Source organism: Streptosporangium sp. NPDC048886 (assembly GCF_055586905.1).
Genome location: NZ_JBVJHH010000002.1, coordinates 110,903 through 132,430, shown reverse-complemented (window position 1 = coordinate 132,430; position 21,528 = coordinate 110,903). Strand labels below are relative to the sequence as shown.

The window sequence follows — 21,528 nt, the reverse complement described above, 5'->3', positions numbered from 1 at the left end:
TCGGGGGATTTCCCTCGTCAGGGAAACGGGTGGGGATGGGGGTTGTCGTCGCCGGGGGACCAGCCGGGGAGCGCCGCCAGCCGCCGGCCGCCGGTCGCCCGGTTGGAGTGCCCCATGTGCAGCGGATGCAGGCCCGCGACGACCACCCGCACGACCGACAGCCCCAGCTCCGCGAGGTCGGGCGTCGTGAGGTCGCACGCGATCACGTCCTCGCCGGCCGCCGCCACGGCCGCGACGAGCGCGCCGAGGGAGCGGTCGCGGCCGGGGGAGAGGTCGAGATCGACCTCCTCGGGGGAGCTCCAGGCGAAGCGGGCGTACTCCTTCGACTCCTGCGGGCAGTAGTAGCGCAGATGGGCCCGCTGCCCGTCGACCGCGGGATGACCGGCCGCCACCTCGACGGGGAGCGGCGGCAGGTAGTTCATCACCTGGACGGAGAACTTCCGCGTGTGCGCCAGCTCCTCCAGGCTCTTACGGCAGGCGACCTCGGCGTCCGGGTGGGAGGCGGCGGCGAAGGCGAGCGCGGGCGAGGTGCGGGTGAAGCCCTCGGCGACCGTCATGACGGACGGGCAGCCGATGTCGGTGCCGATGTCGACGATGTGCACCGCCAGCCCGACGGCCTGGAAGCGCCGCACGAGGTCGGTGAGGGAGTCGGGCAGGCTGTCGTGCCTGATCCGGGGGCGGCTCAGCCGTCCCTGCCACATGAGCGTGAACGCGTCGCGCTCGACGACCTCGCACAGGGCCGACAGGGTGGCCTCCTCCGGAGAGGAGCCGCAGGCCAGCCCCGTGGAGATGGGCTGGGCGATCGCCGCGTCGGCCCGGTAGTGGTAGGGGACGTAGACGAAGGCCGCGGGGACGAGGACCTCCTCCCCGGTGACCAGGGAGCGCCCCGGCGTCCAGGCCACCCGGGTGCCGGAGGTGAACGGCTTCCAGGGGAAGCCCGGCGCGCCGTGCTGCTCCGGGCGGTAGAGGGCGTAGGAGTCCGGCGGGGTGGCGGGCCGGTCGAGCTCGGCGTAGGAGGTGATCAGGAGGTCGTCGTAGGAGAAGCAGGCCGAGCAGTAGCGCTCGACCGCCTCGCCGACCGCCTTGGCCAGCGCCCTGCGCCGATCCGTCGCCGCCCCGCCGTTGTTGCCGAAGTTCTTCAGGAAGCCCAGGGCCTCCGCGGAACAGGCTTCGGACAGGTAGTGGACGAAGCGGGGCTCGTCGTCGTCGATCCGGAGCTCGGTGATCTCACGGACGATGCCCGTGCGGGGGTCCACGAGATCGGTCCATGCGTCGAGCAGGTCCATCCACCTCTCCTATCGGGCGGGTTCACTCCGCCAGCTGGGAACCGTGAGTGATCACGGGTGCGCCCTGCCGGGCGGTCCCGCTGCAGTCGGGGCAGCGAGGGACGCGCAGCACCCGGCGGACGGCCGAGTGGAACGGCACCAGGCTGACCTCGATGACGCGGCCGCACGTGGTCACGGGCAGCCCGGCGAGGTGCTTGACGGCCTCGGTGGCCGCGATCTCCCCGGCCACCGCGGGTATCGAGGGGAGGAACCCGGCGCCGGGCGAGGGCTGGGCGCGCAGCAGCGCGTGGGCCTCGCGCCACACGTCGTCGGAGTCGGCCCGCAGGAGATAGCAGCGCAGGCACGCGGTGTCGAAGGGATGGGTGAGCGGGCCGACCCGGATGACGAGGTCGTCGATCCAGACGGGCAGCAGGACGGCGCGCGCGTCCAGCGCGCGCCGCGCCACCTCGGCGAGGGCGGGGTCCGCCGGGCCGTCGGCCGCGGCGCACCAGAGATCCCAGCCGTCCTCGCCGGCCGCCGGTGTGGGCCGCGTCTCGACCCGGCCCACACCGCACGCCGCCAGGGAGCGGCCGAGGGTGTCGGCGACCCGGCCGGTGCCGGTCACGAGCACCGCCGACTTGGCGATCCGGCCCGGTCCGTCGGGGGACAGCCGCGCCACACTCGCCCAGAACCGGGCCGAGGGGTCGTCTCCCGCGTCCTCGCGGAGCAGGCCCCGTGACTGCAGGGTGACGGCCACCTGCCGGGCGTCCTCCCGCTCCTGCGGCGGGAAGGCGTCGACGAGCCCGTCCAGCGAACGTGATCCGTCCGCGAGGGCGACGACCTGGCTGAGCAGGGCGCCTATGCCGGGGGCGGCCAGCCGCACCTCCGTCAGCCCACGTTTGGCGACGGCCTCGTCCGGGCCCAGGTGGGCCACCTGGAGTTCGCGCGCGCTCAACGGCTCCTGGGTCGCCAAGGTGCTAGGAGGCCGTGTGGGCCATGTCGGCCGCCGCGCAGCAGCAGCAGGGGGTGCAGCAGCAGCACGAGACGTCGACGCTGCTCACCGCGCCTCCGTTCCGGATGAGCTCGCCGCCGACGGACCGCTTGAAGTCGAAGAACACGCCCTCCAGGTCCTGCAGGTCGTCGAGGGTCAGCGACGTGACGCGGCGGTTGCCGGTGGGGATGCCGCTGAACTCGGCGGCGAGGTCGTTGAGGTCGTTGACCGTCAGGTCGCGGATCTGGGGCAGCCGCTCCAGGTCGCCGGGGTTGGCCAGACCCAGGTCGCCGACGGTCCGCAGCTGCTCCTTCTTCTTGAGGTTCTCCGCGCGCTGGAGGTCGTCCGGTGACCTTTCAGGGACTCCGGAGAGGTCTTTGAACGGATTGTTCTCGGTCATTCTGATCGCCTCTTTCGATTGGGCGCCGTGCCTGTACCATAAGCTTTTGAAGCATGACAAGCAATGGCCGGTAATCATCCGTAAAATTGATTTTCAAGGCGAGAGCTCCCGGGGTTCCGATCAACGGAAAGGGGATGGAATTGTCGATCTCCTCAGGGTGGACGCAGCTGGCTTTCGGCGCCGATCTCGGTGACGGCGTCACGCCTCTCGACCTCGCGGGCCGTCCGTTGATCGCCGTCCGAGAGGGCGGTGACGTGGGAGTTTATGACGCCATATGTCCGCATAGAGGTGCTCATCTCGGATATGGCGGAAAGGTCGATGGAAATGCAATTATTTGCCCTTTCCATGGACACAGGGTGCAATTAGGGGGCGACGGGGGAGGTCGTTTCCAGGTCGGCCGTCACCGTTCGGCGGTCCGGGCCGGCGGCCTTTTCGTCCTGCCCGATCCGTCGTGCGACACCGGACTCGAAGGATTCCTGGACGGCCTGCAGCGGAGCCACCGGATCGTGTCGGGATTCTCGTTACGGGTGAGGGTCCCGGCGGAATACGTCATCGAGAACGTCTTCGACGCCGATCATTTCGCCCCGGTCCACGGCCTCGACAGGCGTCCCCGGCTGAGCGTCCGCCCGGCCGAGGGCGGGCCGCTCCGCGTCGAAGGAGACCTCGACATGGCGCGCCCCAACCGCTGGCAGGCGGGCGAGCCGGAGGGAGACCCGGCCAGGGCGCGGTTCCGGGCCCTGGTGTTCAGCCCCAACCTGGTGGCCACGGAGCTGGGGCCGCCGGAGGAGCCCAACGTCGTCATCACCGCGGCCACCCCCGCGTGCGACGGGACCTCGATGGTCCGGGTGACGGTCGCGGTGCCCGGCACGAGGGCCGGCGGGCCCCTGACCGTCCGCGAGGTGGCCTCGCTCGTCAGCGGCAGCCGCACGGCTTTCGAGCAGGACGTGGCGATCTGGGAGCACCTCGACACCTCGGTCGTCCCCCGATACACCGAAGGCGACGACCTCGTGCGCGCCTACCGGGCCTACTGCCGGCAGTTCGGCGCCGGCCGGTGAACGGCGCCCCTCCCGGCCCGCCCGGCGGCGATCCGGCCGGTCAGACCGGGCCGGCCGTCACCGGCGACTGGGACGGCCTGACCGTCATCGGGAGCGGCCGAGGCGACGGTGCGGGCCGGGGCGACGGTGCGGGCCGGGGTGACGGTGCGGGCTCGGGTGAGAGTGCGGGCCGGGGCGAGGACGCGGGCCGGGGCGGCGGCGTGCTGTGGCTGCACGGATACACGATGAGCACCGCCATCTGGCCACCGCTCTGGAGGCACCTGCCGGGCCGCGGGCACGTGGCGGTCGACCTCCCCTGGCACGGGCGGTCGAGGCCGCTGCGCGACGGGGAGGACCGCGCCGCGCTGGCCGACCTGCTGGCGGGTCGCGCGCTGGAGGCGGGGGTCCGGCACGTCGTCGCGCTGTCCTTCGGCACCGTCGTCGCCCTGGAGATGGCGCTGCGCCACCCGCGCGCGTTCGCCTCCTGGACGCTCGCCGCGCCGTCCTACGCCGGTGGCCCGCAGGAGCGGGCGGTCGAGCGCCACTACCTCGATCTCGCCCTGCTCCACCGGAGCGCCGGTTCGAGGGCGCGGACGGCCGCGTTCTGGATGTCGTGCCAACCGATCTTCGGCGGGATCGCGGCACGTCCCGCGGCGCACTCCGCGCTCGCCGACGTCATCGGCCGGCACGCCTGGGACGAGCTCGGCGGCGCCGGCATCCGCCCTCTCCTGGAGCCGCGGCAGCCGGTGGCGCGCCTGTCCGCGGTGGCCGCCCCCCTCCTGGTGCTGGTGGGCGACGGCGAGCTCCCGGCGCACCGGGCCTGCGCCGAGACGATCGCGGCGGCGGCCCCCGGCGGCGCCCTGCGGGTGCTCCCCGGCACGGGGCACCTCGCCCTCCTCGAGGAACCACGCGCCGCCCTGCGGATCGTCGGCGCGCACCTCGCCGGGGCGGAGTACGGCGGGCCGCCGGACCCCGTCCCGGCGGAAGTCAGCCGTTGACCCACCGGACCAGCCGGTTGAGCACCCGCATGCCGTCGTGCGGGCGCCCGGCGTATCCGTGTTCGGCGGCGCCGAGCGGGACGACGTTGTCCACCCCGCGGGCGGCGATGGCGTCCCGCAGGGCGAGCCGGGTCCCCTCCGGAGCCACCCCGACCGTCGATACGGCCGGCCCCAGCAACGGGAGCGCCCGGCGCAGGTCGTCGACCGCGCGCACCAGGACGAGCCGGGAGCCGGGGTGGTGGGCGAGGTCGAAGGCGCCGTCGACGCGCACGACCGCCGACGACACCTCGGGCCAGTCGCCGTTGACGTGCCAGCGCCCGGTGCCGAGCAGCCCCCTGCGCAGCCGGGCGAGGTGCCCCTGGGCCTGTGGCGAGGGCCGGTGCGGCAGTGCCCTGTCCCACTCGGCCAGCACCCGGGCGAGCGTGCGCGCGTAGTCGTCGGCCGTGGCGGCGTCGCACTCCACGACGTGCAGCAGTGAGGAGGTGCAGGCGGCCTGGTTGGCGATCAGCGAGTCGACCGCGGCGCGGCGGGCCGCGGCCTCCGGATCCGCCCGCAGCAGATCGGCGCCGATCATGCTCAGTGAGAAGCGCGGCCCCATGACCAGGGTGTCGGTGGTCCCGCCGCGGGCCGTCACGCTGCGGACGGTCTCGGCGCCTCCCCAGACGACCCGCCGGTCGAAGGCTCCGTCGGCGAGCAGGGTCGCCTCCATCCGCTGGTCGCCGCCCCGCCAGTAGGCGAGAGTGGTGTGCCTGGCCAGCGGGTGGGCGGGGTCGGTGTCCCGCAGCGCCGTGCCCAGCGCGACGACGAGCGCGGCGGCCTCGGCGGCGGGTTTGACGACGCAGGCCCCCCTGGTCGCCCACGCCCACAGCAGGGAGACCACCGGCACCACGGGGGCGTTGCCCGCGGTCAGGTGGAGCTGCCTGGTGGGGAAGGCGCGCAGCGCGGACGGCGCCTCGCAGATGTGGTCCGCGAAACGGGCGGTCACTCCGGAGACGGTCCTCTCGTCGATCTTCCGCCAGGTGTCGAGCGCGGCCGTCCCGAGGTCGCGCTCGATCATGCGGCCGACGGCGGCGCCGTCGAAGAGCGAGGGCAGCTGGGCGAGGAAGGCGCGGTGCGCGCGGTCGGCGACCAGCGAGGTCGCCGCCAGCAACGCCCCCGCCTCGGCCGCCTCCGAAGAGCCCGACCGCAGCGCCGCCCCGATCGCGTCCACGAAGGCGAGGACCTCCGCCAGGGGCGTGCGGGCCAGCTCCAGCAGCGCGCCCGCGGGGTCCGGTTCGGGCAGCGAGGAGGCGTCCGGGGCGGGGAGCACGAGCACCTGCGTCTCACCGGTGAGCTGGAGGGTGTCGCGGTCCACCACCGCCCGCCCGATCAGGTGGCAGCCGTCGGCGGTCGGGCCCTGGACACGGCGCGACCCCCGCTCGGCGACGGCCCGGCCGACGTCGGCCACCCGGGGCCAGGGCGGCATCACCACTTCCCCCCGCACCACGGCCGGGAGCCGGACGACCTGCGTCCCGGCCACCGTGCGGGCGTCGAGCATCACCCCGCCGCCCCTTCCACGGTGGCGCACCCGCGCTCTCCGGCCCCGGCGGCCCGCACGATGGGGGCGGCCAGGGTCGGTCCCGCCAGGCCGCATCCGCACGGGTCGCGGCGGAGCCGTACGGCGTCGCCGGTCACGACGGACCCCGGATAGGAGAGGGCGAACGGATCCAGCACGGCCAGCCTGCCCACCACGTCGTCGCCGTCGACGGGGGCCAGGAGGTCGTCCACGACGACCGGCTCGACGCACGGAGGGATGTGGTAGCGATCGTTGACGCAGGTCAGGAAGACCGTGTTCAGCTCCGAGGTGGAGTAGGTGTCGACGCACCGGCCGGCCGGCACGCCGAGACGGTCGCGGACCCTCTCGACCAGCTCCTCCCGCCGGATCGCGGTGCGGCCCTTCCAGCCGCCGCCGGTGACCACCTGACTGCCCGGGAGCAGCCGTACGCGCCGGGCCGCCGACGCGAGGTGATCGATGAGATCGGAGACCTCCGCGGGCGTCCCGAACACCAGCACGGGCCGCTCGGACCGTGCCAGGAAGTCGGCCGCCGCGTCGTGGTCGGGGGCGCCGGGCGGGCCGGGGCCGCCCGTGAGGGAGCGGGGGTCGAACGGAGCGGCCCGCAGGTGGTGGACGCGCACGGCGCCGGCGGCCAGGCCGGCGGCCCCCGACTGGATGCCGAGGCCCAGCCCGGGGGTGACGAGCTGGAGGAAGTCGTAGGTCCCCGCGCGGAGCGTCCAGGGCAGCCGCACGCCGGAACAGGCGCGGAGGGCGGCAAGGGTCGGGCGGTCCCTCGGCACGAGGGACGGCCGCCCGCCGGTGCCGCTGGAGAAGGTGACGTACACCCCGTGCCGCTTCAGGGCCGCACGCCACTGGTTGATGTCGCCGGTGGCGAGATCCAGGTCGGTGAGCCGCTCGGTGAAGATCGACCCCAGCCAGCGGGTCAGCTCGGCCGGCGCATCCTCCAGCCAGGCCGGGTCGTAGCTCTTGAAGAGTTCGTCGGTGACCAGGAACCTGCCGCGGATGTCGGCCACGGTGACCGCCGGGGCGGCGGGCGACTCGTCGACCAGCGCGGCGTAGGCGGGGATGGCGGCGGCGTAGCGACGGTGGTTGCCGACGAGGACGGCCTCCCTGAGGCGGGCCACCGCCCCCTCGTCGACCGGGGCTCCCGTGGACCAGAGTCTGGTGCAGACGAGCAGCGCCTGCACATCGGGGACGGCCGTCAGCCGTGGATTCGGACCGGGCACGGTCCGATAGTCGCTCCTGTTCGGCGGCCTGAACAGAGCCCGGAGCGAATAATGCGTACGACATTCCCGGCCAGGCACCTTGAATATCGGCATTTAACGCCTGATTGCATCTGATAAACCCGCGGATGCGGGTGAGGGGAACGGGCCCGAGGTGACGCGGCGCAGGTCCGCCCGCCGCCGGTGCCGCCGACACGACCACTCCCGGCGGCGGTGCCTGCGGCTCTGGTGCCGCACCTCGCCGCCGGATGCGCCGCGGGGTAGTCGGGGAATGCATTCCATAAAAAATTACTTATGGCGATATATCGGTAAAAGGCGTGCTGTGTTTCCCGCCTTTCTTGCTTTCTCGTCTTGCCCGGCCTTCCCCGACGCCGACGGCGTGGGAGGCCGCAGACGAATGACGGCCGGTCTCCGGCGGGGGCCGCCGGGCCTCCCGGCGACGGGGGGAGGGCCGGATCTACGCCTTGGCGGCGGCGCTCTCGCCGGTGAACGCGGCCACGGCGCCCAGGCCGAGGTAGACCACGCCGCTGGTGACGTCCAGGCGGCGACGGGCGCGGGCGGAGCGGCGCAGTCGGCCCGCCATGGCGGAGGCGAGCAGGGCGAAGGCGCCGTCACTGGCCAGGCCGAGCGCGATCCAGACCGCGCCCAGCAGCAGGATCTGCGGGGCGATCGGCCCCCGGGCGGGGTCGGTGAAGTGCGGCAGGAAGGCCAGGAAGAAGATGGCGGTCTTCGGGTTGAGCACGTTGACCACGAAGCCCTCCCAGAACATCCGGGCCCGGTCCGCGACCGGCGGCCCGGCGGCCTCGGCGTCGTCCTGGCGGGACATCAGCTTGCGGACGCCCAGCCAGATCAGGTAGGCCGCGCCCAGATACTTGACCATGGCGAACGCGGTCGCCGAGGCGGCCAGCAGGGCGCTGATCCCGAGGGCGGCGGCGGCCACGTGGACCACGGAGCCGAGGTGGATGCCGAGCACCGACACGATGCCCGCGCCACGGCCCTGGGCGACGCTGCGGGTCACGATGTAGAGCACCGCGGGCCCCGGCACGAGCAGCAGGGCGAGCGTCGCAGCGGCGAACAGGGCGAGTGTCGTCAAATCTGGCATATCAGGATCGTAGGATGGCCCGGTCTCTGACCGCCTCAGGTTTTCCGCGGGGTGCTCTCAGGGGCTCTTCGCCGCGCGGAGCAGGTAGCACCACAGGACGGCGGCTCCCGCCAGTGCCTGGGCGGCCAGGAAACCGCCGAGCGTGGCCGGTCCGCCGGTCAGCGCCAGCGCCAGCGGGAGGCAGCCCAGCGCCGCGAGGTCCGCGCCGGTCACCCCCCACAGCAGCGGGCCGGTGGGCACCGTCCCGGCGGGCGTCTCGATGACCGGCATCGCGTGGTCGACCGGGCGCCGCCGCGCCATCCGCAGGCCCGCGGCGGCGAGGGCCGGAGCGGCCAGCGGCCCGAACAGCCACCACGGACCTGCCGGGAGCATCCCGGCCAGGGTCAGGCCGGTCAGGGCCAGGGTGAGCCAGCCGGCGCTCAGCAGTGCCGGCAGCAGCGCCCGGGCGGTGAGGGCGGCACGGGCGCCGACGCCGAGCAGGCGCGCCAGGCCCGGGTTGTCCGCGTCGCGGCGTGCGCCCGAGGTGCCCGCCACCGAGGCGGCCAGCGCACCGGCGAGCACGGTGCCCGCCGTGATCGCGCTGATGCCCCCGGTGGCCTGGGCCACCACCGAGGGCAGCGCGGCGGCTGCGAGCAGGACGGCCGGCCGTCCCGGGCGCCGTCCGAGGCGGCGCCAGTCCTGCCAGGCCAGGGCCAGCGGGGCGGGTAGCGCCGGCCACGGCCGCGAGCGCAGGGCCCGTCCGCGCCAGTGGTTGTCCTCGGCGATCCAGGTCAGGGCGCCGGGATCCATGCCGACTGTCGCGTCGGCCACATGACCGGCGCGGGTGGAGGCGGCCAGCAGGCTCCGGGCCGGGATGCGGGCCAGGGACGACCAGGCCAGCCGTAGGAGCAGGGCGGCCGCCACGGCGGCCGCCCCCGCGAGGACCGCGCCCAGCGTCGCGGGCGCGGCCGCGACGGCGGGCAGGGACCGGCGCGCGGGTCCCGAGGCCGACAGCGCCGCGGCCGCCGCCAGGACGGTGATCGCGACGAGGGTCACGTTCAGCCACGAGTTCCAGGTCTGCGACGACTGCGAGAGCACGGTCAGCGCCATCCCGCCGGCCGCCGCCGACACCCCCAGGACCATGGCGGCGGCCAGCCGTACCGCCGGCTGGTCCGGCGCGCCCAGGACGGCGAGCAGGCCCATCCCCAGCGCGGCCCCGACCGGTACCGAGACCAGCAGGAGCAGCCTCGCGGTCCGTCCCAGCACTTCCCGGCGGTCCAGCGGGGACAGCAGCAGCCAGGCGGCGTCGGGGCCCGTCAGCGCGACCGGGCCCACCACACGGGCGACGGCGAGCAGGCCCGTGTAGGCCAGCGCGACGAGGGCGACTCCGGCCCCCATCCGGGACGGATCGGGCTGCCGGGCCATGGCCGCCAGCGCGGAGGAGACGGGGTGGGCCAGTACGGCGGCCGCCATCGCCAGGCCGAAGAGGGCGGCGTAGCGGTCCAGCCAGCCCGCGGAGGTGCGGCGGCGCGACCGGATGGACGCGCGGATCGCCGGGACGCCGCTCATGCCCCGCCCGCCGCGCGTCCGTCCGCCGTGCGTCCGTTGTCCAGGTGCCCGTCTGCCAGTACGGCCTGGCGGGCGCCGGTGGCGACGGCGAGCCCGAGATCGTGGGTGGCCATGACCACCGTGCCGCCGGAGGCCGCGTAGTCCACCAGGATCGCCGCCAGGCGCTGCCGGAAGGCGGAGTCGAGCCCGCGTTCGGGCTCGTCGAGCAGGAGCAGCCGGCTCGGCCGGAGCAGGGCGCCCGCCAGCGAGAGCCGCTGCCGCTGGCCGGTGGAGAGGGTCAGCGGTGAGGCGTCCGCCCGCCGCTCCAGATCGAACAGCTCCAGCGCCGCGTCGACCTCCAGCCGGGGCGGCATGTGGACGGCGCGCACCAGCTCCAGGTGCTCACGGGCGGTCAGCCCCGGATACCAGGCGGGCTCGTCGCCCACCAGGACGACGTCACGCCAGAAGGCGGAGTCGTCCCTCGGCGGGCCGCCCAGGACGTCGAGCTCGCCCGAGCCGGGGGGCTGCAGTCCGGCCAGGCAGCGCAGCAGCGTCGACTTCCCCGTGCCGTTCGCGCCGATCACGGCGACGATCTCGCCGGGCGCGGCCGTCAGGCCGACGGACCGGAGAACGGGGTTGCCGCCGAGTTCCACCCCGACGTCGCGGACTGTGATGATCGATGGAGACACTGTTCGAGCGTAGTCGGCGCCCTCCGGGCCCGCGCGGGTCCACCGTGGATGAACGCGGGTGAATCGGCCGCGGCGGGATCGCGGGGACGGATCGGCCGTGGCGGGCCGGCCGGTCATGGGCGGGCGGTCGTGTACGGGCACGCCGGGGAGCGGTCGCGGACGGCCCACCCCACGGGTGAGTCGGCGGACGGGCCGGTTACGGGCGGGTCGCGGAGGCGAGGGCGGACAGCAGGGCGGTGGTCGCCGGGGGGACGGGGGGCTCGCCGTAGGTGGCGGCGTAGACGTGCCGGGTCGAGCCGGGGAGCTCGATCACGCTGACCTTCGGGTGGCGGTGCGCCCGCAGCGCGAGGGCCGGCAGCACCGTCACCCCGATCCCGGCCGCCACCAGGGCCTGGACGGCGACGATGTCGTCGGTGGTGAAGGCGATCTCCGGCTCGAAGCCCGCCTTGGCGCACAGGTCGAGCAGATGGCTCCGGCACCGGTCGCAGCCCCCGATCCAGCGGCTGTCGCGGTGGGAGGCCAGGTCGCCGGTCCGGTCGGCGGTGACCAGATAGCTGGGGTCGTCCAGCAGGTGGACCAGCCGGATGCCGTCGTCCTCCGGGGCGGTGTCGTCGTAGCGGAAGATGACCGCCACGTCCACGTAGCCCGCGCGGAGCATGCGCAGGGCCTCGGGCGGCTCGGTCTCGGTCAGGCGCAGTTCCAGGCCGGGGTGGTCCCCGGCGAGCAGGGCGGCGGCCTCCGGCACGAACGTGCCCAGGGCCGAGGGGAAGGCGGCCAGCCTGGCCCGGCCCGCGCGCAGGCCCACGTGCGCCGAGAGCTCGGCCGAGGCGGAGTCGATGCGGCCGACGATCTCGATGGCCCGCTCCGCCAACAGGCGGCCCGCCTCGGTGAGCCGGATGCCCCGGCCGACCCGCTGGATCAGCTTGGCCCCCGTCTCGCTCTCGAGCTTGGCCAGGTGGTGGCTGACCGAGGGCTGGGAGTAGTGCAGTTCCCTGGCCGCGGCGGTGACCGATCCGTGTCTGGCCACGGCGGCGAGCACGCGGAGCCGTACGACATCGAGCATGTATCAACATTATCTATGAATAAGCGGAAAGATAGGCATTAGACGTTATGAGTGGTCCGGCGCACCCTTGAGGCATGGGAACGATGACACTCGCCCGTCCCGGCCTGGCGGAACTGGTCGCGGGGGTCCGGGAGCTGGCAGACGGCTCCACCGCCCCCCGGACGACGGCCTTCGCCGTGGCCGACCTGCTGCGTGAACGGCTGCCCTCTCCCGAGATCCTCACCGAGCGGGAACGGCTGGGGGATCCGGATCACTACGTCGGTCACACCCTCCACACCGAGGCCGCCTTCTCGATCCTGGCCGTGGTCTGGCGGCCCGGTCAGGAGACGGTGATCCACGACCACATCGCGTGGTGCGCGTTCGGGGTCCTGCAAGGGGTCGAACACGAGACGCTCTACCGTCTCGACGGCGACCACCTGACCGAGATCGGCCGGACGGCCAACCAGGTGGGGGAGGTCAGCGGCTTCGCCCCGCCCGGAGACATCCACAAGGTCCGCAACACCGGCGACGGCACGGCGATCTCCCTCCACATCTACGGCGCCGACCTCAGGGCCGCCCCCAGCAGCGTCCGCCGGATCTACGACCTGCCCGTCCGCTGAGCCTTGCCGGCTCTCCGGAGACGCTGAGTCCCACCGGCTCCCCGGAGACAGGCGCGCCAGCCACCTCCAAGTGACCGACAAGCTCCCGGCGTCACGATGAGGACGTCCCGGTCCCTCCGGAAAAGGAGCGAGTCATGCGGAAGATCACACGCCTGTACGCGCTGGCCCTCGCCCTGGCCGTGCCCGCCTTCTCGGTGCTGCTGTCCGGCACCGCGGAGGCGATCCGCATCGCCAACCACTGCGAGCCGTCCGTCGACGGTGATTGACCGGTCCGTCCGGCGCCGCCGGATCAGGATGATCCGGCGGTGCCTCGTACGGGGTGTCTACTGCCGCAGGCGCGGGTGGTACGCCGAGGGCGAGCGGTGGGCGCGGCGGGCGACCGAGGCGGCGGACAGCACGGATCTCGCCGGGCACGCGACGATCCTGGTGGATCTGGCGTCGCTCTGGCACGGGCTCACGCGCCACACGGAGGCACATGAGTGCGCCCGGCGGGCGGTGGAGTCGCTGGCCGTGGCGCCCCCCGGCCCCGGGCGCGACGGACCGCTCGCCGACGCGCTGATCCGGATGGGCGACGTCGAGCGCAGGCGGGCCCGGTACGCCACGGCCGAGGAGCACCTGCGCCAGGCGTTCGAACTGGTGGACGGGGCCGACCACGAGCGGGGCGCGGCCGTACGGCTGGCCCTGGGCGTGCTGTGCAAGGAGACCGGCCGGTACGGCGAGGCCGAGGCGTGCTACCGGGGAGCGCTGAGCCGCCTGGAGCGGCCCGGAGCCGACGACCTGGCGCGCGCCGACGCCCTGCACAACCTCGCGGGGCTCGCGCACGCCCGGGGCGACGACGGCCCCGCCGGAGAGCGCCACGCGCGGGCCGCGATCGAGATCCGGCAGGGAGCGCTCGGCCCCCGCCACGAGCACGTCGCGGCGGACCTGGCCGTGCTCGGCGCGGTCCTGACGGTTCAGGGCAGGCACGCCGAGGCGGAGGAAGCGCTCCACCGGGCCGTCGACATCTTCGGCGAGCGTCTGGGAGCCGACCACTACGAGGTGGCGGTGTGCCAGGTGAACCTGGCGCACCTGGACGACCTCCAGGGCCGTCCGGAGGAGGCGGGGCGCCGCTATCGGGACGCCCTGCGCGTCAAACGTCGCGTCCTCGGCCCCGGCCACCCGGAGGTGGAGCGCCTGTCCGCGTCCGTGCAGGCGAGATCCGGGTAAGAGGCCGCGGGGACGGGTCGGCGTCCGGGACCCCGCGCACCGCCCGGGCAGGGCGGGGTCCGGCTGAGGGGCCGCGGGGACGGGCCGGCGTCCGGGGCCTTCCGCGCGGCCCCGGTGCGGTGCCGGCGGCCCCGGATCAGCCTTCGACCTCGGATCAGCCGGCGCTCCCGGGTCGGCCTTCGCCCCCGGGTCAGCCTTCGACCTCGGGCTTGCGGTCCAGGCCGAGGCTCTCCTTGATGGCCTCCAGGCGGGCGGCGCCCTCGACGTCGAGGGCGGCGCGTTCGACCTCGATCATCCGGGCTTCGACGGAGTTGGAGGTCAGCTCGGCCTCGCCGAGGGCGCGGGCGTAACGCTTCTCGATCTTCTCGCGGACCTGGTCCATGGTCGGGGTGTCCCCGGCGGGGGCGAGGCCGGACAGGTCGCCCATGGCCCTGTTGAGCTGCTCCTGCATCTTGGCCTGGTCGAGCTGGGAGAGCAGGCGCATCCGCTCGGCGATCTTCTTCTGCAGAGCCATGGCGTTGTTCTCGACCGCCGCGCGGGCCTGTGCCGAGGCCTGTTCGGCGCGTCCGCGCATGAGCTGCGCGTCCCGCAGCGCGGTCTCGGCCGCCACCAGCCGGGAGGCGAAGGCGCGGGCCGAGTCCTCGTAGGACAGCGCCTTGCGCTCGTCGCCCGCGGCCCTCTCCCGCTCGGCCAGCAGGATGGCCTGGCGGGCGTTGGCCTGGAGCTTCTCGGTCTCCTCCAGCGAGCGGGCGAGCCTCATCTCCAGCTCGCGCTCGTTGCCGATGACCGCGGCCGCCTGCTGGGTCAGCCGCTGGTGCTGCTCCTTGGCCTCCTGGATCGCCTGCTCGATCTGGACCCGGGGGTCGGTCAGCTCGTCCAGCCGGCCGGACACGGCGAAGACCAGATAGCGCCAGGCCCGGCGGATGACCTTGAACATGGGGGCTCCTTAGAGATCCGGCGGCTCAGCGATCCAGCGCGTCACGGGTGATCTGTTCGGTTTCGTGCAGGCCCTGGCGGACCCCTTCGAGGCTGTCGGCGAGTTCGTCGAGCACCCGGGCCGGCTCCAGGGCTCCGGCCGCCGACATCGCCGACAGCTCCACCACCCGGGCCAGGAGCCCCTCGATGCTGATCGTGCTCGACTCCATCCGGGCGAGCACCTGGGCACGGGTCTCGGAGAGCCGCTCGACCACGGCCCGCTGGGCGGCCAGCGAGGTGAGCGCGCGGTCGATGTCGTGGACCAGCCCCTGCTTGGCCCCCTTCCGGGCACGGGTGAGCCGCGCGTGCTCCTGCCGGAGCCGGTCGAGGTCGAACCTGGCGAGCGCGGTCCCGGTGAGCGAGGCCTGCTCGGCCAGACGTTCCAGCGTGGCCGTGGAGTCGTCGACCTGGGGCCGCATCAGCGCGATCCGCTCGGCCAGCGGCCCGTTCCCCATGGAGGCGCTCAGCTCGCCGAAGCCGTGCGCGGCCGAGCCGGCCCGCCCCAGCCAGTAGGCCTCCTGGCTGCCGGCGGTGACGGCCGGCGCGGCGCGGCCGCCGCGGCCCTGGAGGGCGGCGGCGGCCGCCTTGGCCAGCCAGACGGCCACCCCGACGGCCCCGGCGGCGGCCGGGTGCACGCTGACGGCCCACGCGGCGCCGCCGGCGGTGGCGCCGAGCAGCAGGCCCCACGGATCGCGTAATTCGTCGATGAAACGGGACATCAGAAGTTGGATACCACCGCGGTGAACACCTGGTCGATACTTCCGGGCTCGCGAGAGTCGTACGCGGCCGCGTTGGTCGTCTCGGAGATCGTTCTCAGCACGCCGAGGTCGGCGTCCTGGCCGTAGGCGATCGTGAACATCCGCACCGACTCCTCGGCCGCCTCGGCGCGCAGGCCGGGCAGCAGGTTCTTCAGCGAGATGCTCTCGACGTCCTCGTTCTTGCCGTCGGTCAGGAAGACCACCGCGTTGATCGCGTCGCCGCTGTGCCGGTCGCGCACGTGCCCGTAGGCGGCCAGCGCGGTGTCGTAGAGGCCGGTCCCGCCGTCGGGGGTCAGGCCGTCGAGCCGGGCCCGCAGGTTCTTGCGCTGGGCGGCGTCCACCGTGGCCAGCGGGGCCAGCTCCAGATGGTCCTTGGCGCCGTCCCGCCTGGTGGAGAACATCCACAGCCCGACCTTGTCGTGCGGGCCGAACTGGGGCAGGGCGTTGATCGCCGCCTGCTTGGCCAGCTCCAGCTTGCTCTTGCCGGTGCCCGGCACGGTGGCGCCCATCGAGCCGGAGACGTCGATCACCATGAGCACGTTCGCGGGCTTGCGCAGGTCGGCCCAGCTGGAGAGCACCTTGTCCAGCACGTTCGGGGCGGGCGGGCTGAGCGTCGTCTCCGGTTCGGCGGCCAGCAGGCCGTTCGCCTCGGTGATCAGCTTGCCCGCCTTCCCCTCATGCGACCGGAAGGCGGACTCGGCGAACCGTCCCTGCTGCTCCGGAGCCTGCAGGTAGGCCAGGAAGTCGGCGGCCACCCGGCGCTTGACGTCGTCCACCCACGGCGCGGTCAGCACGGCGTAGGGGTTGTCGGAGTAGAGGGTGCCCTCCTTGGGGTAGATCGCCACCAGCGGCACCCTGGGCCTGCCGTGCTTGCCCAGCGTCTCGGGGTCGCCCGTGGGGTTGCCCTGGTTGTAGTCCCAGACCGACTTCTCCTCCACGGCCACGGCGGAGATGTAGCTCAGGCCCGCCCCGGCGTCGTCGGCCCGCTGCAGGTTCGACAGGAACGTCAGCGTCGTGTCGCCGTAGTGCACGATCGAGCGCTCCACGTCCCGGACGAAGGTCCGGGCCTTGGCGTCGGCGACGTTCTTCTCCGACAGGTCGCCCGACAGGCCGGTGGCCGCGAAGTAGGCGCCGACGGTGGCGTTCAGGCCGCTGGTGGAGAAGTTGGGGTTGGTCTTCCCCAGGCGGAAGCGGCCCCACTCCGGATGGCCGTACTTGGCCCAGGAACCGGCCGACAGGTCGAGCAGGTCGGACCAGCCGAGCTTCTTGCCCGGCCAGCCCAGTGCCTCGGCCATCGGCTTGGGCATCGCGATGACCAGCGGCGTCTTGGCGATCGACGGGTTGTCCGCGGTGACCAGGGCGCCGGTGTCGTTGCCGGCGGCGCGCTGCTGGAGCAGGGTGACCCAGCCGCTGCTCGCCGGGGACCAGACGTCGGGCCGCGGGCCGTCCTGGCGCTCGTCCCAGCCGCGGGCCAGCGCCTGCATCGCGCCGCCGCTGGCCTTGGTCTCGACGACGACGTCGGCGCAGCGCTCGCCGACCTTCCGGCCGTTGTAGCCGGCCGCGATCTCCCGCAGCAGCTCGGCCTTCTCCGACGACGCGGCCACGGTGAGGGTGACCCCGCCGTCGCCGCAGCGTCTGGACTGGCCGTTCTCCTGCTGCCCGGCCGGCCCGCCGCCGCCGACGTACAGCCGCAGCCCGACTATCAGTGCACCGGCGAGAATGATCGCGATGACGAACGGGGCGAAGTTTCTCCGCGGTCGCTGCGGCTGCTGGTACAACCCGGCCTCCCGGTGGTGTCAGTACTTGTCCGACGAACAACCCCCCGCCAGAGTTCGCCGCGGCGGGTGGCCGTTCAGAAGTTGGAGATCACACTGGTGAAGACCTGGTCGATGGTGTCGGCCCGGGAGGAGTCGTAGGCGGCTCCGTCGGTGGCCTCGGCGATCCGCTTGAGCACGCCCTGGTCGGCGCCCTCGCCGTAGCCGATGGTGAACAGGCGCACGTCGGGGTTGAGCTTCCCCAGCAGATTGTCCAGGTCGATGCCGCCGTTCTTCTCGTTCTTGCCGTCGGTGAGGAAGACCACCGCGTTGATCGCCCCGCCGTCCCTGGCCCCGCGCATCCGCTCGACGGCCGCGAGCGTGGTGTCGTAGAGCCCGGTCCCGCCCCCGGCGGTCAGCTCGCGGAGCTGGTCGCCGAGCGCCGGGCCGATCTTCGACACCGTGTCGATCGGTACCAGCTCCCGGTAGTCCCTGTCGCCGTCCTGCTTGGTGGAGAAGGCCCACAGCCCGACCTTGTCGTCCCCCCGGAACTGCGGCAGCGCGTTGATCGCGGCCTTCTTGGCCAGCTCCAGGCGGCTCTCGCCGGTGCCCGGCGCCTCCTCCTCCATCGAGCCGGACTTGTCCACCACGATCAGCACGTTGGCCCGCTTGCGCAGCTCCGACCAGCTCCGCAGGACCTTGTCCAGGACGGTCGGGGTGGGCAGGTTGAGGGTGGTGATGGCGGCGTCGGGGATGACGCCGTTGTCCTTGGTGGCCCGGGGACCGAGCTTGCCGTCGTGGCCGCGGTAGCCGTACGACTGGAACTCCGCCTGCACCGGGGCGCTGTGCAGGTAGTTCAGGAAGTCGTCGGCGACGGCCTTCTTGGCCGGGTCCATCCAGGTCAGCGGGACGTAGGGGTGGTCGGAGAAGAGCGTCCCCTCCTTGGGGTTGACGGCCACCAGCGGGGTGCGCGGCGGGGCGTGCCTGCCCAGCGTGGCCGGGTTGCCCGAGGGGTTGCCCCGGTTGTAGTCGGTGACGGAGTTCTCCTCGATGGTGATCGCGGAGATGTAGGCCATGGACTCGCCCCGGTCGTCGGCGCGGAGCAGGTTGCCCAGGAACGTCATCGAGATGTCGCCGTAGTGCACGATCGACTGCTCGACGCCCTTGACGAAGTCGCGGGTCTTGACGTCGGAGATGTCACCGGCGGTCAGGTCGGAGGTGGTGCCGGTGGCGGCGAAGTAGGCGCCGATGGTGGCGTTCAGGCCGCTGGTGGAGTAGTTGGGGTTGGTCTTGCCGAGTTTGAACTGGCCCCACTCGGGGTGACCGTACTTCGCCCAGCCCTTGGGGTCGGAGGCCAGTTCGGCGAGCTCCGCCCAGCCGATGGCCTTGCCCGGCCAGCCCAGGGCCTCGGCCATCGGCTTGGGCATCGCGAAGACCAGCGGCGCGGTCACGATCGGCGCCGGCCTGCCCTCGGGGACCGGCACGGTGCCGTCGGCGCCCGCGGCCTGCTGGCGCAGCAGCGTCACCCACGCGGAGGCGGCGGGGGTCCAGACGTCGGGCCGGCTGCCGTCGGTCCGCTCCTCCCACCCCCTGGCCAGCGCCCGCATCGCGGTGCCCGAGTTGGCCTCGTCGATGACGACCTCGGCGCAGCGCCCCGCCACGGTCCTGCCGCTGTAGTCCTTCGCGACCTCCCGCAGGATCCAGATCTTGTCCTGGGAGGACGCCACCCGGATCTTCACCGACTCGCCCGAGCAGGCGCTCGGCTCGCTCCCCGAGTCGTCCCGGCCGAAGAACCAGCGCAGCCCGGCGATCAGCCCGATGGCCAGCACCACGGCGAGGAGGTAGGGCAGGATCCGCCGGCGGGGTCGTGCGGGGGAGTACGCCATCGGATGATCGTAGGAAGAACCGATTTACCTGGACAAGGGGTTACCCGTTTCCCCTGGCCACGGCTGGGACGGGTGCCGGGTCCTCCTGCCGTGCGGACTGTGCGCGCCGCATCGTGCGTGACGGCCACCAGCTCGCCCGGCCGAGCAGTGTCATGGCCGACGGCAGGATCATGACCCGGATGACGAAGGCGTCCAGCAGCACGGCCACCGCGAGGCTGAAGCCGATCTGCTTCATCTCGGCCAGGTGGAGGAAGACGAAGCTGGCGAACACGGTCACCATCACGACCGCGGCGCTGGTCACCACGCCGGCCGAGCGGCCGATGCCGTTCAGCACCGCCTCGCGGGTGGGCACGCCGCGCAGCGCCGCCTCCCTGATCCGGCTGACCATGAACATCTGGTAGTCCATCGACAGCCCGAAGAGGATCACGAAGAGGAACAGCGGCACCCGGGATCCGATCGCGCCGGTGGCGCCGGCGCCGAACAGGCTCTCCCCCAGACCGCTCTGGAAGGTCATGACCAGCAGGCCGAACGAGGCCGCGGCGGACAGCAGGTTGAGCAGGACCCCGATCAGCCCGATGACGACCGAGCGGAACACGACCACCGTCATGACGAAGGTCAGCAGCAGCAGGGCCGTCAGGACCAGCGGCAGTTTCTCGTTCTGATTGGCGAGGTAGTCCGCGTCACGGGCGACGTCCCCGGTGACGTGTGCCTCGACACCGGGGATCCGGCCGACCGTGGCGGGCAGGTAGTCCTCCCGGATGTGCGTCAGCGACGTCATCGCCTCGTCGGAGCTCATCCGGAACGGGACGGCCAGGTTGAGCAGGCTGATCCGGCCGTTGTCCGAAGTCCGCAGCGTCGGCCGCACGTTCTTGGCGAACAGCGGGTCCGCCTGGGCGCGCCGGCCGAGATCCTTCAGCGCCTCGGCCACCTCTCCGGCGTGGGCGGGGTCGGCGCGGACGACGACGCTGTGCTGGACCCGCAGCTCCGGGAACGCATCGGTCAGCCGGTCGTAGACCTGTATCGCCGGGACGTCGCGCGGATGGCTGTCCTTGTTCAGCACCCTCAACTGCATGCCCAGCATGGGGAGCGCCAGGCAGACCATGACGAGCACCGACACGCACAGCGTGATCGCCGGGTGCTCGCTCGCGGGCCGCAGCAGGGTGCTCCACACCCGGCCGATCTCGGCCTTCGCCTTCTTCGGCTCGCGCGGCTCACCCCGCTCCGCCGCCCAGGCGGTCCGGCGGGCCGCACGGCGTTCGGTTCTGCGGCCGATCGTGACCAGCAGGGCGGGCAACACGGTCATCGAGCTGAGCACGGCGACCAGCACGACGACGATGGTGCCGGTGGCCAGCGAGGAGAAGATGACGTCCGAGGCCAGGTACAGGGTGGCACTGGAGACGATCACCGCGAGGCCGGAGACCACGACCGTCCGGCCGGAGGTCGCCGTGACCAGTTCCACCAGGGCCACCGGGTCGAGCCTGCCGTCCGAGCGGGCCCGTTCCTCCCGCTCGCGCTTGAGGTAGAAGAGCGTGTAGTCGACGCCGACCGCCATGCCGATCAGCAGGATGACGTTGTTGCCGACACCGGCGTCCGGAACGACGTGCGAGACCACCATCGACAGCCCCATGGCCGCGGCGATCGATGACAGCGCCAGCAGCAGCGGTACACCCGCCATGACCACCGAGCCGAAGACGATCAGCAAGGTGATCAGCGTGACCGGCAGCGTGATCGCCTCGGAGAGCGCGAGGTCGTCGCCGCGCTGCTTGTTGAGGCCCTTGCTGATGGAGGGGCTGCCGGTCTCCTCCACGAGGAGGTCCGGATGCTCCTTCTGCACGGCGGCGGTCTGTGCGAGCAGCGGATCGACATTCTTGCCGCCGTCCAGCTCCGCCCCTTTCATGGTCACCTCGACCATGAGGGTCCTGCCGCTCTTCGAGCGGATCGGGGCGGCGACGTCCTCGACCTCGGGCAGCTTCTTCATCCGGACGGTGATGTCCCGTGCGGCGGCGTCGACCGCGGCGGGGTCCTGCGGACCGGACCTGACCGAGATCAGGATCTGCTCTGTCGGCCTGCGTTGCAGGTCCCCCTCGGCCGCGATGGCCTCGGCGCGGCCGGCCTCGCCGACCCGGTAGTCCTCGCTGGTGGCCTTGTCGGTGCCGATCGCCGAGCCGACCCCCAGGCACAGGACGACGAACAGGAACCATCCGATGATCGCCCGCCACGGATGGGCGGCGCTCCAGCTCGCCACCCGTACGGTCGGTGACCGCCTCGCGGTCCGTGTGCTCATCGGGTCACCCCGCCGAGCCCGTATGCCCGGATGCGGGAGCCGTGCTCACGCCGGGTCCGGCCGTGGGACGACGGCGTCCTCACCTCCGCGGGTCCGATCCGCCCATGGAGGGATTTGCATTGGAGCAGCATGAGCTGCTCTCCTTTCTTTGGGGGTCGTGCGTTTGAAGGCACGCCGATTGCGGCGTGGTCGCGCGACTTTCGTTTCCCGGGGTGGCGA

19 protein-coding genes are annotated in these 21,528 nt (G+C 73.1%); 5 read left to right on the top strand and 14 right to left on the bottom strand.

Going from position 1 to position 21,528, the window contains the following annotated elements; genetic code table 11:
* Nucleotides 1-17: 17 nt before the first annotated feature.
* The 3 genes from ACZ6R6_RS02885 to ACZ6R6_RS02875 are packed head-to-tail and all read right to left on the bottom strand — an operon-like array spanning nt 18 to nt 2,656.
* Complete coding sequence (locus tag ACZ6R6_RS02885; RefSeq protein WP_470089670.1) at nt 18-1,286, bottom strand: YcaO-like family protein; 1,269 nt, start codon at nt 1,284-1,286, stop codon at nt 18-20.
* A gap of 22 nt (nt 1,287-1,308) precedes the next feature.
* Nucleotides 1,309-2,220 (bottom strand): TOMM precursor leader peptide-binding protein, encoded by a 912-nt coding sequence (locus ACZ6R6_RS02880; RefSeq protein WP_470089669.1) that lies wholly within the window; start codon nt 2,218-2,220, stop codon nt 1,309-1,311.
* Between the two features lie 22 nt (nt 2,221-2,242).
* A complete protein-coding gene (locus ACZ6R6_RS02875) occupies nt 2,243-2,656 on the bottom strand; it encodes a hypothetical protein (RefSeq protein ID WP_470089667.1) in 414 nt (137 codons plus the stop codon).
* 134 nt (nt 2,657-2,790) lie between these two features.
* On the opposite strand from ACZ6R6_RS02875, the gene ACZ6R6_RS02870 reads away from it, so the two are divergent.
* Nucleotides 2,791-3,711 carry a Rieske 2Fe-2S domain-containing protein gene (locus tag ACZ6R6_RS02870; protein WP_470089666.1) on the top strand — a complete coding sequence of 307 codons (921 nt, stop codon included), beginning with the start codon at nt 2,791-2,793 and terminating at the stop codon, nt 3,709-3,711.
* Nucleotides 3,708-4,688, top strand: a complete 981-nt coding sequence (locus ACZ6R6_RS02865; protein WP_470089665.1) for an alpha/beta fold hydrolase — start codon at nt 3,708-3,710, stop codon at nt 4,686-4,688. Before ACZ6R6_RS02870 ends, ACZ6R6_RS02865 begins: the two co-directional genes overlap by 4 nt.
* Here ACZ6R6_RS02865 and ACZ6R6_RS02860 read toward each other — a convergent pair.
* The 6 genes from ACZ6R6_RS02860 to ACZ6R6_RS02835 form a co-directional block, all read right to left on the bottom strand.
* Entirely contained in the window at nt 4,678-6,255 is a 1,578-nt protein-coding gene (locus ACZ6R6_RS02860) for an acyl-CoA reductase (protein WP_470089663.1), read from the bottom strand. The genes ACZ6R6_RS02865 and ACZ6R6_RS02860 overlap by 11 nt on opposite strands.
* Nucleotides 6,225-7,469, bottom strand: coding sequence for a LuxE/PaaK family acyltransferase (locus ACZ6R6_RS02855; RefSeq protein ID WP_470089662.1), 1,245 nt, complete (start codon nt 7,467-7,469; stop codon nt 6,225-6,227). Before ACZ6R6_RS02855 ends, ACZ6R6_RS02860 begins: the two co-directional genes overlap by 31 nt.
* Nucleotides 7,470-7,923: 454 nt before the next feature.
* Nucleotides 7,924-8,568 (bottom strand): LysE family translocator, encoded by a 645-nt coding sequence (locus ACZ6R6_RS02850; RefSeq protein WP_470089660.1) that lies wholly within the window; start codon nt 8,566-8,568, stop codon nt 7,924-7,926.
* A 57-nt stretch (nt 8,569-8,625) separates the two neighbouring features.
* Nucleotides 8,626-10,116: a DUF6297 family protein gene (locus ACZ6R6_RS02845; RefSeq protein ID WP_470089659.1), complete on the bottom strand. Its 1,491-nt coding sequence runs from the start codon at nt 10,114-10,116 to the stop codon at nt 8,626-8,628.
* Nucleotides 10,113-10,784, bottom strand: coding sequence for an ABC transporter ATP-binding protein (locus tag ACZ6R6_RS02840; protein ID WP_470089657.1), 672 nt, complete (start codon nt 10,782-10,784; stop codon nt 10,113-10,115). The genes ACZ6R6_RS02845 and ACZ6R6_RS02840 overlap by 4 nt, the downstream gene beginning before the upstream one ends.
* A gap of 196 nt (nt 10,785-10,980) precedes the next feature.
* A complete protein-coding gene (locus tag ACZ6R6_RS02835) occupies nt 10,981-11,847 on the bottom strand; it encodes a LysR family transcriptional regulator (RefSeq protein WP_470089656.1) in 867 nt (288 codons plus the stop codon).
* A 74-nt stretch (nt 11,848-11,921) separates the two neighbouring features.
* Here ACZ6R6_RS02835 and ACZ6R6_RS02830 point away from each other — a divergent pair, with 74 nt between their 5' ends.
* The 3 genes from ACZ6R6_RS02830 to ACZ6R6_RS02820 all read left to right on the top strand — a co-directional run bounded on the left by ACZ6R6_RS02830 (nt 11,922) and on the right by ACZ6R6_RS02820 (nt 13,652).
* Nucleotides 11,922-12,446 (top strand): cysteine dioxygenase family protein, encoded by a 525-nt coding sequence (locus tag ACZ6R6_RS02830; RefSeq protein ID WP_470089654.1) that lies wholly within the window; start codon nt 11,922-11,924, stop codon nt 12,444-12,446.
* Between the two features lie 134 nt (nt 12,447-12,580).
* Nucleotides 12,581-12,712, top strand: a complete 132-nt coding sequence (locus tag ACZ6R6_RS02825; protein WP_470089652.1) for a hypothetical protein — start codon at nt 12,581-12,583, stop codon at nt 12,710-12,712.
* A 28-nt stretch (nt 12,713-12,740) separates the two neighbouring features.
* Entirely contained in the window at nt 12,741-13,652 is a 912-nt protein-coding gene (locus ACZ6R6_RS02820; protein WP_470089651.1) for a tetratricopeptide repeat protein, read from the top strand.
* 190 nt (nt 13,653-13,842) lie between these two features.
* Here ACZ6R6_RS02820 and ACZ6R6_RS02815 read toward each other — a convergent pair whose 3' ends face one another.
* From ACZ6R6_RS02815 to ACZ6R6_RS02795, 5 genes are all read right to left on the bottom strand, one after another.
* Complete coding sequence (locus ACZ6R6_RS02815; protein ID WP_470089649.1) at nt 13,843-14,589, bottom strand: PspA/IM30 family protein; 747 nt, start codon at nt 14,587-14,589, stop codon at nt 13,843-13,845.
* A gap of 25 nt (nt 14,590-14,614) precedes the next feature.
* On the bottom strand, nt 14,615-15,346 hold the full coding sequence (locus ACZ6R6_RS02810) for a hypothetical protein (RefSeq protein ID WP_470089647.1): 732 nt from the start codon (nt 15,344-15,346) through the stop codon (nt 14,615-14,617).
* Nucleotides 15,346-17,163 (bottom strand): substrate-binding domain-containing protein, encoded by a 1,818-nt coding sequence (locus ACZ6R6_RS02805; protein ID WP_470089646.1) that lies wholly within the window; start codon nt 17,161-17,163, stop codon nt 15,346-15,348. The genes ACZ6R6_RS02810 and ACZ6R6_RS02805 overlap by 1 nt, the downstream gene beginning before the upstream one ends.
* Nucleotides 17,164-17,237: 74 nt before the next feature.
* Nucleotides 17,238-19,025, bottom strand: coding sequence for a substrate-binding and VWA domain-containing protein (locus ACZ6R6_RS02800; RefSeq protein WP_470089644.1), 1,788 nt, complete (start codon nt 19,023-19,025; stop codon nt 17,238-17,240).
* Between the two features lie 40 nt (nt 19,026-19,065).
* Nucleotides 19,066-21,309 (bottom strand): MMPL family transporter, encoded by a 2,244-nt coding sequence (locus ACZ6R6_RS02795; protein ID WP_470089643.1) that lies wholly within the window; start codon nt 21,307-21,309, stop codon nt 19,066-19,068.
* Between the last annotated feature and the right edge of the window lie 219 nt (nt 21,310-21,528).

Bases quoted from the DNA above. Each gene is read 5' to 3' on its own strand.
- ACZ6R6_RS02825 (WP_470089652.1), top strand. From the start codon at position 12,581: ATGCGGAAGATCACACGCCTGTACGCGCTGGCCCTCGCCCTGGCCGTG.
- ACZ6R6_RS02835 (WP_470089656.1), bottom strand. From the start codon at position 11,847: ATGCTCGATGTCGTACGGCTCCGCGTGCTCGCCGCCGTGGCCAGACAC.
- ACZ6R6_RS02885 (WP_470089670.1), bottom strand. From the start codon at position 1,286: ATGGACCTGCTCGACGCATGGACCGATCTCGTGGACCCCCGCACGGGC.
- ACZ6R6_RS02850 (WP_470089660.1), bottom strand. From the start codon at position 8,568: ATGCCAGATTTGACGACACTCGCCCTGTTCGCCGCTGCGACGCTCGCC.
- ACZ6R6_RS02875 (WP_470089667.1), bottom strand. From the start codon at position 2,656: ATGACCGAGAACAATCCGTTCAAAGACCTCTCCGGAGTCCCTGAAAGG.
- ACZ6R6_RS02830 (WP_470089654.1), top strand. From the start codon at position 11,922: ATGGGAACGATGACACTCGCCCGTCCCGGCCTGGCGGAACTGGTCGCG.
- ACZ6R6_RS02795 (WP_470089643.1), bottom strand. From the start codon at position 21,309: ATGAGCACACGGACCGCGAGGCGGTCACCGACCGTACGGGTGGCGAGC.
- ACZ6R6_RS02845 (WP_470089659.1), bottom strand. From the start codon at position 10,116: ATGAGCGGCGTCCCGGCGATCCGCGCGTCCATCCGGTCGCGCCGCCGC.
- ACZ6R6_RS02810 (WP_470089647.1), bottom strand. From the start codon at position 15,346: ATGTCCCGTTTCATCGACGAATTACGCGATCCGTGGGGCCTGCTGCTC.
- ACZ6R6_RS02820 (WP_470089651.1), top strand. From the start codon at position 12,741: ATGATCCGGCGGTGCCTCGTACGGGGTGTCTACTGCCGCAGGCGCGGG.
- ACZ6R6_RS02870 (WP_470089666.1), top strand. From the start codon at position 2,791: ATGGAATTGTCGATCTCCTCAGGGTGGACGCAGCTGGCTTTCGGCGCC.
- ACZ6R6_RS02800 (WP_470089644.1), bottom strand. From the start codon at position 19,025: ATGGCGTACTCCCCCGCACGACCCCGCCGGCGGATCCTGCCCTACCTC.
- ACZ6R6_RS02815 (WP_470089649.1), bottom strand. From the start codon at position 14,589: ATGTTCAAGGTCATCCGCCGGGCCTGGCGCTATCTGGTCTTCGCCGTG.